This window comes from Ochrobactrum sp. AP1BH01-1, assembly GCF_018066705.1.
Lineage (GTDB): Bacteria > Pseudomonadota > Alphaproteobacteria > Rhizobiales > Rhizobiaceae > Brucella.
The window spans coordinates 462,515-476,781 of record NZ_JAGPOU010000001.1 but is presented as its reverse complement, the minus strand read 5'-3'; the positions used below and the strand labels follow the sequence as shown (position 1 = coordinate 476,781).

Sequence of the window (14,267 nt, the reverse complement as noted above, 5' to 3'; positions counted from 1 at the left end):
GTCCCATGGAGACAAAATATCTCCTCTCCGCGAGAAATTCGTTGCCTTCACATGAACAGCAGGCAGCGTTTGGTCAAGAGCAGGACAACAAAAATAACGAAATACAACTCAAGATTGCTGTTAAGTTGAGTGTAACCGGTAGTAGCATAAATTAGAACAAGAGCGATTATCCCGCGGGGAGATAGGTATGGGTGATAGGGTGAGTTTTCCAGACATGGAAGACGATGAGGATGTACAGACAGCGACTCGACACGAGACGCTGACATACATCGAGCAGATGCTGGAGCAGCTCAATTTAATGGCGAAGAATACGGATTATCTGCTGCTGTCGTATATGATCGATATGGCTCTTGTCGAAGCGCGAGAGGCACTTCACAACGAAGCCAAGACATAAGAGGCTCTATTCCAGGGGGATCAGGGCGACCTGATTGCCGGCATATCGTTGCAGGCGCCCGGCCAAGTCCAGTTCCAGGAGAATGAGCTGGACAGCGCCGGTATCCACACCCGTGTGGCGAACCAGCGCGTCGATATCGGTTGGCACGGGCCCAAGTGCATCGATAACAATGTCCCGTTGTTCCTCCGTCGCAATCGGTTCGAACGATTCTGGTTCTTCCATAGCTGGAGACAAGAGATCAGGCTGTGGTGGCGTATCCATCTGATACGCGCTTGATCCGGCCAATGGTCGGAGCGTTTCGATAACATCGTTTGCCTTCGTAACCAGTGTCGCCCCTTGTTTCAGAAGCAGGTTCGTGCCACGGGCACGAGGATCGAGTGGTGATCCCGGCACGGCGAACACTGTGCGTCCCATATCGCCAGCCATGCGTGCGCTGATAAGTGAACCGGAGCGCTCAGCGGCTTCAACGACGATCAATCCCAACGACAAGCCTGCAATGATGCGATTGCGACGTGGAAAGTCGCGTGAACGCGGCTCAGCTCCCATCGGCATTTCGCTTATGAGCGCGCCACCCTGTTCCGGTATTGCCCGGTAAAGGGGAAGGTTTTCGGGCGGATAGGGCCGATCAAGCCCGCCTGCCAGAACAGCCACGGTTCCCGTCTTCAGGCTCGCGCGGTGCGCAGCGGCATCAATGCCACGGGCAAGTCCGGAAATCACCGAAAACCCCGCTTCGCCGAGATCATGCGCCAGACGTTCGGTGAAACGTGCTCCAATCACCGAAGCGTTGCGCGAACCGACAATCGCCACGGGTGGCTTGCTGAAAACGCCAGCATTTCCCCTGATCGTAACCAGAGGAGGCGGGGCTTCACAATTTTTTAGCTGCGGCGGATAATCCGGCTCCCCCATTCCAACCAGACGGGCTCCTACGCGTTCGATGGCCTCAAGCTCGCGTTCTGCATCATCCATGGACATGACACGGATAGGACGTGAACTGCCACCTCTGATATTGAGATCAGGCAACCTTTCGATCGCGCTCGAAGCCGAGCCGCAAAAAAGAATCAGATCGCGAAAGGTAACAGGACCGATATTGTCGGTTCGGATAAGGCGCAGCCAGTTAAGCCGCTGGCGGTCGGAGAGGCGAATTCCTGTTTTTGAATTCGCGCTTTCCTTCATCCCTTGGCTCCGATCTTGCTTTCGGTGCCGTTTAAGAGGCGCGTAATATTCGCCTTATGTTTGAAAATAACAATGACCGTCATGATCGCAAACAGGACTGCGATTGCGGAATTACCCTGGAAATAAAGCGCCATTGGAACAATGATGCTGGCGATAAGTGCCGCAAGAGACGAATAGCGCGTGAGGAGTGCGGTTATGATCCAGACGGCAGCGAAGACCAGGGCACCGGGCCACGCCAAACCGATCAGGATGCCTAGATAAGTGGCTACGCCTTTGCCGCCCTTAAAGCCGATCCACACCGGAAAAAGATGACCGATGAAGGCACCGAAGCCTGCGCCGATTGCGGCTTCCAGGCCATAGCGGGAGGCGATCAGAACGGCGACCGTGCCTTTGAGGGCGTCGAGGATCAGGGTTGCCGCGGCGAGCTTCTTGTTACCGGTACGCAGTACATTGGTCGCGCCGATATTACCCGAACCGATAGACCGGACGTCACCCAATCCGGCGAGCCGGGTCAGGATCAAGCCAAATGGAATGGAGCCAAGAAAATAGCCGAAGATGAGCGCTCCCACGAGCGTCAAGCTGAGAAATCCCGATTCGGCCATGAATGTCCCCTGCTGTTTCTCGATTCCGCCTGCCCGGAATTCTCGGTTGATTGTTCCGGGTTATGCGGTGTTTTTCAAGCCGAATAAACGGTCTTTCCGGCCACTAAAGTGTGGACGACGCGACCTTGGAAACGGGCACTTTCAAAGCAGCTGTTCTTTGAGAGCGAATGCAGGTCTTCCTCGCGTACAATCCAAGGCTCTTCCAGATCGACAATGGCAAGATCGGCCTTGGCGCCCGGCTTGAGCGTACCGGCATCAAGACCGAAGATTTTCGCCGGTGCCGTGGATAGCACTTCAACCAGCCGCATGAGCGAAATGCTGTCATTGTGATAGAGCCGGAGCGCAGCTCCCAGCAATGTTTCAAGGCCGATGGCACCGGCTTCGGCATCCGAGAAGGGCAGACGTTTGGTATCGACATCTTGCGGATCGTGTGCCGAAACGACAATGTCGATGGTGCCGTTTTTCAAGGCTTCGACCATGGCAAGGCGGTCCTGTTCGCTGCGCAGGGGCGGCGAAAGACGGAAGAAGGTGCGAAATTCTCCAATGTCGTTCTCATTCAGCGACAAATGGTTGATCGATACACCCGCCGTTACCTTGGCGCCCCGATCCTTGGCGCGGCGCACGGCTTCTGCCGACATTTCGCAGGAAAGTTGTGCTGCATGATAGTTGCTGTTGGTCAGCGCCGCCAGACGCAGATCGCGCTCCAGCGGGATCACCTCCGCTTCACGCGGACTGCCGGAAAGTCCGAGCCAGCTCGCGAACAGCCCCTCATTCATAACACCGTTTGCGCCGAGGTAAGGATCGCGCGTTTCGCAGGCAATTACTGCATCGAAATCGCGGGCGTAGGTCAGCGCGCGCCGCATGAGCTGCGTATTGGCAATGGTCTGTCTGCCTTCCGTGAAGGCGACCGCACCGGCGTCGCGCAGCAGCCCGATTTCGGTCATTTCTTCGCCATGCAAGCCTTTGGTGATGGCAGCCGCTGGATGCACATTGACGACAGCCGTGTCACGCGCCGTACGCTTGACGAATTCCACCAGCGCCACATCGTCGATGACCGGATCGGTGTCGGGCATCATGATGATGGAGGTCACGCCGCCAGCAGCGGCCGCACGGCTTGCCGAGGCGATGGTTTCGCGATGTTCGGCGCCGGGTTCGCCAACAAAGACACGCGCATCCACGAGACCGGGCAATACTGTCTTGCCATTCAGGTCGATGATTTCTGCGTCTTCCGGCGCGCCCTGATTGCGGGCGTCCGCTCCGGCGGCAACAATCTTGCCATCGTGGATCAAGACGCTGCCGGTTTCATCGAGACCACGCGACGGATCAACGATGCGCGCGTTTTCAAACAGAATGGCGCTCATGCATTTTCTCCATTGCCGAGATTGCGTCGCGGATCGAGCAGGGCTTCCATCACGGCCATGCGCACCGCAACTCCCATTTCCACCTGTTGCTGGATTACGCTCTGCGGCCCGTCGGCAACATCGGAGGCGATCTCAACGCCACGGTTCATTGGGCCCGGATGCATGACGAGCGCGTCGGGTTTGGCATGTTTCAACTTTTCCTTGTCGAGGCCGTAAAAGCGGAAATACTCGCGCACCGAAGGGACGAAAGAGCCAGCCATCCGCTCACGCTGGAGCCGCAGCATCATGACGACGTCCGCATCTTTCAGGCCTTCTTCCATTGAGTTGAAGACTTCTACGCTCATATCGGCCATGCCCGAAGGCAGGAGCGTGGATGGCGCGACGACGCGCACCCGTGCGCCAAGGGCATTGAGAAGAAGAATATTGGAGCGTGCGACGCGGGAATGCAGCACATCACCGCAAATGGCGACGATCAGATTTTCGATCTGACCCTTGGCGCGGCGGATGGTGAGAGCATCAAGAAGCGCCTGCGTGGGGTGTTCGTGCGCGCCGTCACCGGCATTAACCACCGAACAGCCGACTTTCTGTGCGAGCAGCGCAGCAGCGCCCGCCGAAGCGTGACGGATAACCAATATATCCGGCTGCATGGCATTCAGCGTCATCGCGGTATCGATGAGCGTCTCGCCCTTCTTGACCGACGAATTGCCGACCGACATATTCATGACGTCAGCGCCGAGCCGTTTTCCGGCCAGCTCGAACGATGATTGCGTTCGTGTCGATGCTTCGAAGAAGAGATTGATTTGCGTGCGACCGCGCAGCACGGACTTTTTCTTCTCGGGCTGTCTTGAGACAGCGATTTCCTGATCAGCAAGATCAAGAAGGCAGAGAATGTCCAGAGGCGAAAGCCCCTTGATGCCCAGCAGGTGGCGGTGAGGGAAAAGCGGAGGGACCGTTTGATTTGTCATGGCAAGTCACCCGTATAGGACCATGGGGCAGGTCCCGCAACCGTCCTTATAATGGCTTCGGGCGATTCACCAAGAAAAACCGTGATGTCCTGACGACAAATTGCATTCGGGATGGCAAAATTTTAGCAAATCCGATGCAAGAAACGTAAGCTAGAGCATTTCCAGCAAAAGTGTGAAATGGATTTGCGTTCGGAAATGCGGCAAAAACAAATGGATAGAGCGGCTCCAACGATTCCGTTAAAACAGGAACCGCGCTAGATTGAATCACACGATACGGAACGAGCTTTTGAAAACGCACGACGTTACCAACCAGACGCCGCCCATGACGGGCAACAATGCCTATTTGGGTGATCCGCTTCTGATGCAGATTGCGGCGCGTTTCCCGAAGGAGTTGCATACCGATCTGGAGCAGACTGGCCGTTTCGTGATGTCGGCGGAAGCGCAGGACCTCGCGCGTCTTGCCAATACAGAGCTGCCGAAATTGCGCACGCACGACCGGCAGGGCAACCGGATCGACTTCGTCGAATATCATCCAGCCTATCATGCGCTGATGCGCCGTTCCATCGCGGCGGGACTCCATTGTTCCATTTGGGAAGGCAATCCGCTCGAAACTGGTCGCCGTCATCAGGCGCGTGCATCGCGCTTTTTCCTGACAGCGCAGCTTGAGGCGGGGCATCTTTGCCCGCTGACCATGACCAGCGCATCACTCGCCGCACTCATGGCGTCGCCCGAAATCTACAAAGAGTGGTCGCCAGTCATTCTTTCACGCAAGTACGATCTTTCGCAGAAACCCATATTCGCCAAGCAGGGCATTACGCTCGGCATGGGCATGACCGAAAAGCAGGGTGGAACCGATGTGCGTGCCAATATGACACGCGCCACCCGCAATGAAAACGGCACCTATACCGTTACGGGCCACAAATGGTTCATGTCAGCTCCAATGTCCGACGCCTTCCTGACGCTTGCGCAGGCAGAAGACGGTCTTTCCTGTTTTCTGCTCCCGCGTCTTGATCCAGAGGGAAGGGGCAACGGGTTCTTTTTCCAGAGGCTGAAAGACAAGCTCGGCAACAAGTCGAATGCCTCATCGGAGGTGGAATTCGATGGCGCTATCGGTCATCTGATCGGTAATCCGGGTGAGGGGGTCAAGACCATCATGGATATGGTCACGCTGACGCGGCTTGATTGCGCTGTCGCATCCGCCGGACTCATGCGTTCCGGTCTGGCGGAAGCCGTACATCACAGCCGTCATCGGCAGGTATTCGGCAAAGCCCTGATCGAACAGCCTTTGATGCAGCGGGTTCTTGCCGATATGGCGCTTGACGTTGCTGGCGCAACAGCGCTTTCCATGCGGCTGGCACGCGCTTTCGATATGGCGGCAAGCGATCGGGCAGAGGCGGCTTTTGCGCGTTGCATGACGCCTGTAGTGAAATACTGGGTTTGCAAGATCGCTCCCGCGCTTCTTTACGAAGCGATGGAGTGTCTCGGGGGCAACGGCTATATCGAGGAAGGCAATCTTGCGCGTGCCTATCGAGAAGCGCCGGTCAATGCGATCTGGGAAGGTTCGGGCAACGTAATGGCGCTGGACGTGGCGCGTGTCCTGTCCCGCGCGCCAGGGCTTTTTGACGAAGTACTGGAGTGGATCGGCGGACAGCTTGGCCAGCGCGGGCAAGGAACGCTTGATGTGCTGCGGGCGGCATTGCAGCTCACTGAAACCGATCCGGGTGTCGCACGCCTTCTGACCGAGCAACTGGCCTATGCCGCTGCCGCTGCCGAACTGCGTCAGCTTGGGGCTGACGATGTGGCCGATGCTTTCATTGAGACCCGTCTTGGCGGACAATGGCGTTCAACCTATGGCATGCTGGATGCACGCCATAATGCGGAACGCATTCTCGACCAGCTTTATCCCGCGTCGTAATCGTCAGATATCGACCGCTTGATACTGTGCAGGCGGTCGAGTGCTCCTTGAAGAATGAAGGCTGCGGCTGCCGAATCGATACGTTCGGCGCGCTTGCCGCGCGAGACATCCATGCCGATCAGCGCTCGTTCTGCAGCAACGGTCGACAGGCGCTCGTCCCAGAACACGAAGGGCAGGTCGGTCAGGGGCTGCATGGTGCGCACAAATGCCCGCGTAGCCTGAACGCGGGGACCGGACGTTCCATCCATGTTCATTGGCAAGCCGATGACGATGACACCGACCTTGTCGGCCTCAAGCGCTTTCAGCAGCACCTGCGCATCAAGGGAGAACTTCGTCCGTTTGATGACGGGACGCGGATGGGCGAAAGAAAGACCGAGATCCGATACTGCAAGGCCGATGGTCTTGGTTCCCAAATCCAGTCCGGCGATTGTATGGCCGGGCTGAAGCAGCTCAGGAATTTCCTCGATTTCAATAACAGCCATCGGTCCTCATCGGATTTTGAAGTGGTTTCTATTGCCTTCAACTTTATTGGCGTCATATCTGTTCGCAAACTGGAAATCGAGCCGGAAACAGAGATTGAGGAGAGAGTTAATGAAACTTACATGGCTTGGCCACGCCGCCTTTCGCGTTGAAACAGCAAAGGCCGTTATTCTCATTGATCCGTTTCTCAACGGAAACCCCGGCGCAAAGGGCATAGATTTCAGGGACGCGACCAAGGGCGTGACTCATATAGCGCTGACTCACGGTCATGGCGATCATGTCGGTGATACGGTCGCCATCGCCAAGGAGCATGACGCGACGGTTATCGCCAATGCCGATCTTGCAAGCTGGCTCGGCAGTCAGGGCGTCGAAAAGCTCGATCCCGGCAATACGGGGGGCACGTTGGCGCATGACGGCTTCACCGTCACATTCGTCAATGCACTTCATTCTTCCGCAATGCTGACGGAAAACGGTGTCTCGCAGGCGTTGGGCAACCCGAATGGTCTGGTGTTCCATTTCGAAGATGCGCCCACGCTCTACCATATGGGCGACACGGATATTTTCTCGGATATGGGACTTATCAACGAGCTTCACCAGCCTGAGATCGGTATCGTTCCCATTGGTGATCGCTTCACGATGGGCGGGGCGGTTGCGGCGCTCGCCTGTCAGCGTTATTTCAACTTCAAAACCGTGCTGCCGTGCCATTACGCCTCTTTCCCGATCATAGATCAGAGGGCCGACAAATTCGTGGCCGGAATGGCCGATCACAGGGAAACCAAGGTGCTGGCCGATCCTGCAGGAACGGTTCACAGCTTCTGAGGGGGCCTTGAGCGCAAGAAATGTTGCGCTTCAACAATCGCACCGTTATAGCCGGTAGGAAAACTTTTCAGGGTGGCGGTTCGCCGCCCGATCGAGCATTTGCGGAGAACAGGATGTCCGTCGATATTTCTACCGTCAAGCGTGTCGCACATCTGGCGCGCATCGCCGTCAGCGATGACGATGCCGAACGCATGACTGGCGAACTTAATGCCATTCTTGGCTTTGTCGAACAACTGAATGAAGTCAATGTCGATGGTATCGAGCCGATGACTTCCGTTACGCCGATGGCAATGCGCATGCGCGATGACAAGGTGACCGATGGCGGGATTGCCGCTGCGGTGGTCGCCAATGCACCGGTTACGGAAGACAATTTCTTCGTCGTACCCAAGGTCGTGGAGTAGATCATGGCCATTCGGGTTTCTGTAGAGACCCCTTTGCAGGACGATGTCCGCGCGCTGGTCGAAGGACTGAATGCGCATCTTCTGCCGCTGTCTCCGCCGGAGTTTCAGTTCAAGATGACGGTTGAGCAGATGGCGGGACCGGACATGACGGTTTTCGTGGCACGCGACGAGGACGGCAAGGCCGTCGGCTGCGGTGCCTTGAAGATGCACGGTGATGGCGTCGGCGAAGTGAAGCGCATGTTCACCCTTCCGGAAATACGCGGAAAGCGCGTTGGTTCTGTTCTGGTCGATGCGATTGTCCATATGGCAAAGGCCAAGGGCATTTCGCGCCTTGTGCTCGAAACCGGCACGGGGCCCGGCTTTGCCGGTGCATGGCGGCTTTATGAGAATTCAGGTTTTACGCGCTGCGGTGTGGTTCTGGACTATCCGGAATCCGAATACAGCGCCTTTTTTGAAAAGCGCCTCACTGCGGCGCACTGACAGGATTTGACGATGAGCGAACTGACCGCACTGACCATTGCCGAAGCGCGCGACAAGCTGAAGGCCAAGGCCATCACAGCGACCGAACTGACCGACGCCTATCTTTCCGCTATCGATTCCGCGAATGAAGCCATCAACGCTTACGTGAAGGTGACACACGATCAGGCGCGCTCGATGGCCAAGGCGTCGGATGAGCGTATTGCGAAGGGCGAAGCGGGCGCATTGGAGGGCATCCCGCTTGGTGTGAAGGACCTGTTTGCGACTAAGGGCGTGCATACGCAGGCCTGCTCCCACATTCTCGACGGTTTTAAGCCGGAATATGAGTCGACCGTCACAGCTAATCTGTGGGCCGATGGCGCGGTTATGCTCGGCAAGCTCAACATGGACGAATTTGCCATGGGCTCGTCCAATGAGACCTCCTATTACGGCGCGGTCAAGAACCCTTGGCGCGCCAAGGGTTCCAACGCCGATCTGGTGCCTGGTGGTTCGTCGGGCGGTTCGGCTGCCGCTGTTGCCGCACAGCTCTGCGCTGGCGCGACCGCAACCGACACAGGCGGCTCGATCCGTCAGCCGGCGGCTTTCACCGGCACGGTTGGCATCAAGCCGACCTATGGCCGCGTGTCGCGTTGGGGAACGGTGGCCTTCGCATCCTCGCTCGATCAAGCCGGACCGATTGCCCGCGACGTGCGCGATGCAGCTATTTTGCTGAAATCCATGGCTTCACTTGATCTTAAGGACACCACGTCGGTCGATCTGCCTATCCCGGATTACGAGGCCGCTATCGGTAAGTCGCTCAAGGGCATGAAGATCGGCATTCCGAAGGAATATCGCGTCGATGGCATGCCGGACGAGATCGAAGAACTCTGGCAGAAGGGCATTCAGTATCTGAAAGATGCCGGTGCGGAAATTGTCGATATTTCCTTGCCTCACACGAAGTATGCGCTTCCGGCCTACTATATCGTAGCGCCTGCCGAAGCTTCATCGAACCTCGCCCGTTATGACGGTGTTCGTTACGGGCTGCGCGTGCCAGGCAAGGACATTGCCGATATGTACGAACAGACCCGTGCGGCTGGTTTCGGCAAGGAAGTCAAGCGCCGCATCATGATCGGCACCTATGTTCTGTCCGCAGGCTATTACGACGCCTATTATCTGCGCGCGCAGAAGGTGCGGACGCTGATCAAGAAGGACTTTGAAGATGCGTTCGCCAAGGGCGTGCACGCAATTCTTACGCCGGCAACACCATCTGCTGCCTTTGGCCTTGCCGATGAGGACCTCGCGAACGATCCGGTCAAGATGTACCTCAATGATATCTTCACGGTAACGGTAAACATGGCCGGCCTGCCGGGCATTGCCGTGCCAGCTGGTATTAACGACAAGGGTTTGCCGCTCGGGCTTCAGTTGATCGGGCGTCCGTTCGAGGAAGAGACGCTGTTCCAGGCGGCGCACGCCATCGAACAGGCAGCCGGACGGTTTACTCCGGCAAAATGGTGGTAAAATCCGATCTTCTTATTCGCCGGGGTTTTCCCGGCGAATTTGCTTCTATGGCTGCATTAGCAGTCAGCGCTTGGCGGATAGCTGCGCGCGATATTGAACTGACCGCTGATCGACAACAGGCCCTTGAAACCAAATTCCTGCACGATCTTCAAGAGAATGCGGACGGTGTTCTGATTGCCGAAAGGGCTGGAGCTTTGGCGGGCTGGGGCGCGAGGATCCCGCAGAGCAATTACATTTCCGACTTGTGGATTGATCCGCCTTGGCACGGGCAGGGCATTGGTGGACAGCTTCTGGATGCCCTAATGGCGCAAATCCTGCTCGATGGCTTCGATGAAGCGCTGATTGGCACGCATGCGGACAATCTACCTGCGATCAGTCTTTATAAAAAGGCTGGTTTCCAGATCGAGTGGCAGGGAGAGGAATGGTCGCAGAGTTTCCGGAAAACAGTCGAAAAGGTGAGAATGCGCGCAAAGCTTTGAAGCCAGCTTCTCGCAACCATTGCCGAACGTTCTGTCGTGCCTATCCTTCTAGAGAGTGGATACATCAGGAGGAGGGCAAGCGATGTGGATCATGCTGACGGAAGTGAACGGTGAAAAGCTCGCCGTGAATTTCAATCATGTTCTGTGCTACAATACTTATGGAACCGGCACACGCATTGTGACGTTGAGCACAGATCAAACATTCTTCGTCAAAGAATCGATTGAAGAGATCGAAGCCAAGCTCGGTATTGATGTGAAAGCCTGAAGCTATATTTTATTAGAGGCTTAAACAGTTTTATTGAAAAAGAAATTGAACGGCATGGGGCTCACAATGCCGTTCATCCTTGAAACATAATTTAGATATCCAACTCCTCGACAAAAGCCGCACGGTCCTGAATGAAACGGAAACGGGCTTCCGGCTTGGTGCCCATCAATTCATCAACGGTGTTGCGGGTTTCGTCCACATATTCTTCGTCGACCTGAACCCGCAGAAGCGTGCGCTTCTTCGGGTCCATGGTGGTTTCCTTGAGTTGTTCGGCCCGCATTTCACCGAGACCTTTGAAACGCCCGATTTCGACCTTGCCGCGCCCGGTGAATACGGTGCGCAGAAGTTCGTCCTTGTGCGCGTCGTCACGCGCATAAGCGACCTTTCCGCCTTGGCTCAGACGGAAAAGCGGAGGCACTGCCAGATAGAGATGGCCGTTGCGGATCAGATCCGGCATTTCTTGATAGAAGAATGTGATGAGCAGCGACGCAATATGCGCACCGTCAACGTCAGCATCGGTCATGACGATGACGCGGTCATAGCGCAGATCGTCTTCCCGATAGTTTTTGCGTGTGCCGCAGCCGAGCGCCTGAATAAGATCAGCGATCTGCTGGTTCGCTGTGAGCTTTTCGCGTCCTGCGCTAGCAACGTTCAAAATCTTGCCGCGCAACGGCAAAATGGCTTGATTGGCGCGGTTGCGTGCCTGTTTGGCTGAACCGCCTGCCGAGTCACCTTCGACGATGAAGAGTTCTGCCCCGGCAGCTGCGTTTTGTGTGCAATCGGCAAGCTTGCCGGGAAGGCGCAGCTTGCGCGTTGCGCTTTTGCGAACGGTTTCTTTCTCCTGACGACGGCGCAAACGCTCGTCAGCGCGATCAATCACCCATTCCAGAAGGCGAGACGCTTCCTGCGGAGAGGCCGCGAGCCAGTGATCGAAGGGGTCGCGGATCGCATTTTCCACGATGCGCTGTGCTTCGACGGTGGCAAGCTTGTCCTTGGTCTGGCCGACGAATTCCGGTTCGCGGATGAAGACTGACAGCATTCCCGCAGCCGAAACCATCACGTCGTCGGTTGTGATAATCGAAGCGCGCTTGTTGTTGGTCAGTTCCGCATAGGCTTTCAGCCCTCGCGTCAGGGCGATACGCAGACCGGCTTCATGGGTGCCGCCATCGCCCGTCGGAATGGTGTTACAATAGGAGTGGACGAAACCATCGCCGCCATACCACGAAACGGCCCATTCCACAGCGCCGTGTCCGCCCTGTTTTTCGGTCTTGCCCGCGAAAATTTCACGCGTGACCTGGTGTTCCTTGCCGAGCGATGCTTCGAGATAGTCCTTGAGGCCGCCAGGGAAGTGAAACACCGCCTTTTCGGGCGTTTCTTTTTTGGGATCGAGCAGGGAAGGGTCGCAGTTCCAGCGAATTTCAACGCCGCCAAACAGATAGGCTTTCGATCGCGCCATGCGATAAAGACGGTGCGGATCGAGCTGTGCCGTCTTGCCGAAAATATCAGGGTCCGGATGAAAGCGGACACGGGTGCCGCGACGGTTATGCACTTCGCCGACATCTTCCAGCCCACCCTGCGGAATACCGCGAGAAAAGCGCTGGCGATAAAGGCGGCGATTGCGCGCGACTTCCACTTCCAGCACATCGGAAAGGGCATTCACCACCGAAACACCGACGCCATGCAGACCGCCTGACGTTTCATAGGCCTTGCCGTCAAACTTGCCGCCTGCGTGCAGCTTGGTCATGATGACTTCGAGCGTGGATTTTCCAGGCACCTGCGGATGTTCGTCCACAGGAATGCCGCGCCCATTGTCCGAAACCGTGACAAAGCCATCGGCATCGAAGCTCACTTCAATGAAATTGGCATGCCCAGCGACCGCTTCGTCCATTGAGTTGTCGATGACTTCGGCGAAGAGGTGATGCAACGCCTTTTCGTCAGTGCCGCCAATATACATGCCGGGACGCAGACGGACCGGCTCCAGACCTTCCAGAACACGAATGGATGATGCGTTATAGTCGTCGCCTGCCGATGAAGCAGGCGGCGCCTTGGTCGTTACCGGCTTTGGAACAGAGAGCGACGGCGCTGCCACCGGCTGGGCAACAGGCTGTGGCGACACGGGTTTTTCGCCCTGTCGTCCCTGTTCCCGTTCTCGGGCATTGTTAACTACTCTCGAGAAGAGATCGTTGCTATCGTCCATCTGTTCCGAAAAGCTCTCTATCTGAATTTCAGGAGGCCAGTGCCGAGATTGCTCGCCATCGACCGGAAAATACTGTTCGCGAATCACTTGAATGATGCCATGCGCGCTCGCGAAAGGCGACTAAAGTTCGCCTTACGTTCCGTTTGCGCACGGCTTTTTCAAAGGGTTTTGTTCAGAACGGAACTGATTTGCACCAGAAAGCGGTCGAAAGTCAAACAAGCGGGACAATTCCGAGCAAATTGGATGGAAACGCTGCGGCAGTTCGCATAGAGCGATAGCGGGGAACATTCCAGATACCGAGAGTTTGAAATGCAGAGCAGCGCGACAGGCGGCATGGAAGCGCACGTAAAAGGCATGGCGATCATGGTGCTCTCGGTGCTTTTGCTGCCGCTGATGGATGCCATTGGCAAGTGGCTCGCCATGGCAGACCATATGCCTCCGGCCACCGTTACCTTCATGCGCTTCTTCGTCCAGTGCTGGCTGATGTTTTTCATCCTGCTCATTATTGGCGGTTTTGCTGCGCTGCGAACCCAGCATCTGGCGGGCAACCTCATTCGCGGAGCGTTGATGGGGTTTGGCGGACTCTGCTTCTTTACGGCAGTCAAGTATATGCCGCTCGCGGATGCGATGGCTGTCTTCTTTGCCGAACCACTTATTTTGACGCTCTTTTCGGCCATTTTCCTGAAGGAAAAGGTAGGCTGGAGGAGATTCAGCGCTGTCGGCATCGGACTGATCGGCACCATGATCGTGATCCAGCCGAGTTTCGAGATTTTCGGCGCCGTCTCGCTTCTGCCGCTGGCGACCGCCGTAACCTTTGCGATCTATCTCATTTTGAACCGTAAATACGGTGCGAAGGAAAGCCCGCTTGTAATGCAGTTTTATGCCGGCGTGGGCGGCTGGATGTTTGCAGGTCTCGCCATGATTTTTGGAACCGCTGCGGGCCATAGTGACTTGAGTTTCGGACTGCCGCACGGCATCCAGCCCTGGCTGCTCCTACTGCTTTTGGGAACGATCGGGACCGTCAGCCACCTGATGGTCGTGCAGGCGTTCAAGCTGGCGCCCGCGTCCATGCTGGCGCCGTTCCAATATCTGGAAATCGTCAATGCTGTTCTGGTCGGCCTGATCGTGTTCGGCGATTTTCCGACGCCGTCGAAATGGCTGGGTATCGCAATCATCGTCGGATCGGGCTTCTATGTTTTCATGCGGGAACGTCGGGTGAAAGCTGACGCAGTCGCGTGATCA

At 56.5% G+C, this 14,267-nt stretch carries 15 protein-coding genes; 9 read left to right on the top strand and 6 right to left on the bottom strand.

Going from position 1 to position 14,267, the window contains the following annotated elements:
• Positions 1 to 187 precede the first annotated feature (187 nt).
• Positions 188 to 394, top strand: a complete 207-nt coding sequence (locus J9800_RS02140; RefSeq protein ID WP_114214896.1) for a hypothetical protein — start codon at positions 188 to 190, stop codon at positions 392 to 394.
• A 6-nt stretch (positions 395 to 400) separates the two neighbouring features.
• Here J9800_RS02140 and dprA read toward each other — a convergent pair whose 3' ends face one another.
• The 4 genes from dprA to J9800_RS02120 form a co-directional block, all read right to left on the bottom strand.
• Entirely contained in the window at positions 401 to 1,567 is a 1,167-nt protein-coding gene (gene dprA / locus J9800_RS02135) for a DNA-processing protein DprA (RefSeq protein ID WP_114214897.1), read from the bottom strand.
• Positions 1,564 to 2,169, bottom strand: coding sequence for a glycerol-3-phosphate 1-O-acyltransferase PlsY (gene plsY / locus J9800_RS02130; protein ID WP_114214898.1), 606 nt, complete (start codon positions 2,167 to 2,169; stop codon positions 1,564 to 1,566). Before plsY ends, dprA begins: the two co-directional genes overlap by 4 nt.
• A 74-nt stretch (positions 2,170 to 2,243) precedes the next feature.
• On the bottom strand, positions 2,244 to 3,530 hold the full coding sequence (locus J9800_RS02125; RefSeq protein ID WP_114214899.1) for a dihydroorotase: 1,287 nt from the start codon (positions 3,528 to 3,530) through the stop codon (positions 2,244 to 2,246).
• The gene (locus tag J9800_RS02120) at positions 3,527 to 4,495 is read right to left on the bottom strand and encodes an aspartate carbamoyltransferase catalytic subunit (RefSeq protein ID WP_112587613.1); all 969 of its coding nucleotides are present in this window, start codon (positions 4,493 to 4,495) and stop codon (positions 3,527 to 3,529) included. The genes J9800_RS02125 and J9800_RS02120 overlap by 4 nt, the downstream gene beginning before the upstream one ends.
• Before the next feature lie 286 nt (positions 4,496 to 4,781).
• On the opposite strand from J9800_RS02120, the gene J9800_RS02115 reads away from it, so the two are divergent.
• Positions 4,782 to 6,410: an acyl-CoA dehydrogenase family protein gene (locus tag J9800_RS02115; RefSeq protein ID WP_114214900.1), complete on the top strand. Its 1,629-nt coding sequence runs from the start codon at positions 4,782 to 4,784 to the stop codon at positions 6,408 to 6,410.
• On the opposite strand, the gene ruvX is transcribed toward J9800_RS02115, so the two are convergent.
• Positions 6,395 to 6,892, bottom strand: coding sequence for a Holliday junction resolvase RuvX (ruvX, locus tag J9800_RS02110; RefSeq protein ID WP_114214901.1), 498 nt, complete (start codon positions 6,890 to 6,892; stop codon positions 6,395 to 6,397). The two genes, J9800_RS02115 and ruvX, sit on opposite strands and share 16 nt — an antisense overlap.
• 109 nt (positions 6,893 to 7,001) lie before the next feature.
• Here ruvX and J9800_RS02105 point away from each other — a divergent pair, with 109 nt between their 5' ends.
• The 6 genes from J9800_RS02105 (at position 7,002) to J9800_RS02080 (ending at position 10,828) form a co-directional block, all read left to right on the top strand.
• Entirely contained in the window at positions 7,002 to 7,709 is a 708-nt protein-coding gene (locus J9800_RS02105; protein ID WP_114214902.1) for a metal-dependent hydrolase, read from the top strand.
• 113 nt (positions 7,710 to 7,822) lie between these two features.
• Positions 7,823 to 8,110 carry an Asp-tRNA(Asn)/Glu-tRNA(Gln) amidotransferase subunit GatC gene (gene gatC, locus J9800_RS02100; RefSeq protein WP_114214903.1) on the top strand — a complete coding sequence of 96 codons (288 nt, stop codon included), beginning with the start codon at positions 7,823 to 7,825 and terminating at the stop codon, positions 8,108 to 8,110.
• Between the two features lie 3 nt (positions 8,111 to 8,113).
• On the top strand, positions 8,114 to 8,590 hold the full coding sequence (locus J9800_RS02095) for a GNAT family N-acetyltransferase (protein WP_114214904.1): 477 nt from the start codon (positions 8,114 to 8,116) through the stop codon (positions 8,588 to 8,590).
• A 12-nt stretch (positions 8,591 to 8,602) separates the two neighbouring features.
• The gene (gene gatA / locus J9800_RS02090; RefSeq protein WP_114214905.1) at positions 8,603 to 10,084 is read left to right on the top strand and encodes an Asp-tRNA(Asn)/Glu-tRNA(Gln) amidotransferase subunit GatA; all 1,482 of its coding nucleotides are present in this window, start codon (positions 8,603 to 8,605) and stop codon (positions 10,082 to 10,084) included.
• Positions 10,075 to 10,563: a GNAT family N-acetyltransferase gene (locus tag J9800_RS02085; RefSeq protein WP_114214906.1), complete on the top strand. Its 489-nt coding sequence runs from the start codon at positions 10,075 to 10,077 to the stop codon at positions 10,561 to 10,563. The genes gatA and J9800_RS02085 overlap by 10 nt, the downstream gene beginning before the upstream one ends.
• A gap of 82 nt (positions 10,564 to 10,645) precedes the next feature.
• Entirely contained in the window at positions 10,646 to 10,828 is a 183-nt protein-coding gene (locus tag J9800_RS02080) for a hypothetical protein (RefSeq protein WP_006471387.1), read from the top strand.
• Between the two features lie 91 nt (positions 10,829 to 10,919).
• Here J9800_RS02080 and parE read toward each other — a convergent pair whose 3' ends face one another.
• Positions 10,920 to 13,025: a DNA topoisomerase IV subunit B gene (gene parE, locus J9800_RS02075; protein ID WP_114214907.1), complete on the bottom strand. Its 2,106-nt coding sequence runs from the start codon at positions 13,023 to 13,025 to the stop codon at positions 10,920 to 10,922.
• Positions 13,026 to 13,334: 309 nt separating this feature from the next.
• On the opposite strand from parE, the gene J9800_RS02070 reads away from it, so the two are divergent.
• Positions 13,335 to 14,264: a DMT family transporter gene (locus J9800_RS02070; protein WP_114214908.1), complete on the top strand. Its 930-nt coding sequence runs from the start codon at positions 13,335 to 13,337 to the stop codon at positions 14,262 to 14,264.
• Positions 14,265 to 14,267 lie beyond the last annotated feature (3 nt).

Excerpts from the sequence above, each read along its gene's own strand:
- ruvX (WP_114214901.1), bottom strand. The coding sequence starts at position 6,892 with ATGGCTGTTATTGAAATCGAGGAAATTCCTGAGCTGCTTCAGCCCGGC.
- J9800_RS02080 (WP_006471387.1), top strand. The coding sequence starts at position 10,646 with ATGTGGATCATGCTGACGGAAGTGAACGGTGAAAAGCTCGCCGTGAAT.
- plsY (WP_114214898.1), bottom strand. The coding sequence starts at position 2,169 with ATGGCCGAATCGGGATTTCTCAGCTTGACGCTCGTGGGAGCGCTCATC.
- J9800_RS02105 (WP_114214902.1), top strand. The coding sequence starts at position 7,002 with ATGAAACTTACATGGCTTGGCCACGCCGCCTTTCGCGTTGAAACAGCA.
- gatA (WP_114214905.1), top strand. The coding sequence starts at position 8,603 with ATGAGCGAACTGACCGCACTGACCATTGCCGAAGCGCGCGACAAGCTG.
- J9800_RS02140 (WP_114214896.1), top strand. The coding sequence starts at position 188 with ATGGGTGATAGGGTGAGTTTTCCAGACATGGAAGACGATGAGGATGTA.
- J9800_RS02085 (WP_114214906.1), top strand. The coding sequence starts at position 10,075 with ATGGTGGTAAAATCCGATCTTCTTATTCGCCGGGGTTTTCCCGGCGAA.
- parE (WP_114214907.1), bottom strand. The coding sequence starts at position 13,025 with ATGGACGATAGCAACGATCTCTTCTCGAGAGTAGTTAACAATGCCCGA.
- J9800_RS02125 (WP_114214899.1), bottom strand. The coding sequence starts at position 3,530 with ATGAGCGCCATTCTGTTTGAAAACGCGCGCATCGTTGATCCGTCGCGT.
- J9800_RS02120 (WP_112587613.1), bottom strand. The coding sequence starts at position 4,495 with ATGACAAATCAAACGGTCCCTCCGCTTTTCCCTCACCGCCACCTGCTG.
- J9800_RS02070 (WP_114214908.1), top strand. The coding sequence starts at position 13,335 with ATGCAGAGCAGCGCGACAGGCGGCATGGAAGCGCACGTAAAAGGCATG.
- J9800_RS02095 (WP_114214904.1), top strand. The coding sequence starts at position 8,114 with ATGGCCATTCGGGTTTCTGTAGAGACCCCTTTGCAGGACGATGTCCGC.
- gatC (WP_114214903.1), top strand. The coding sequence starts at position 7,823 with ATGTCCGTCGATATTTCTACCGTCAAGCGTGTCGCACATCTGGCGCGC.
- dprA (WP_114214897.1), bottom strand. The coding sequence starts at position 1,567 with ATGAAGGAAAGCGCGAATTCAAAAACAGGAATTCGCCTCTCCGACCGC.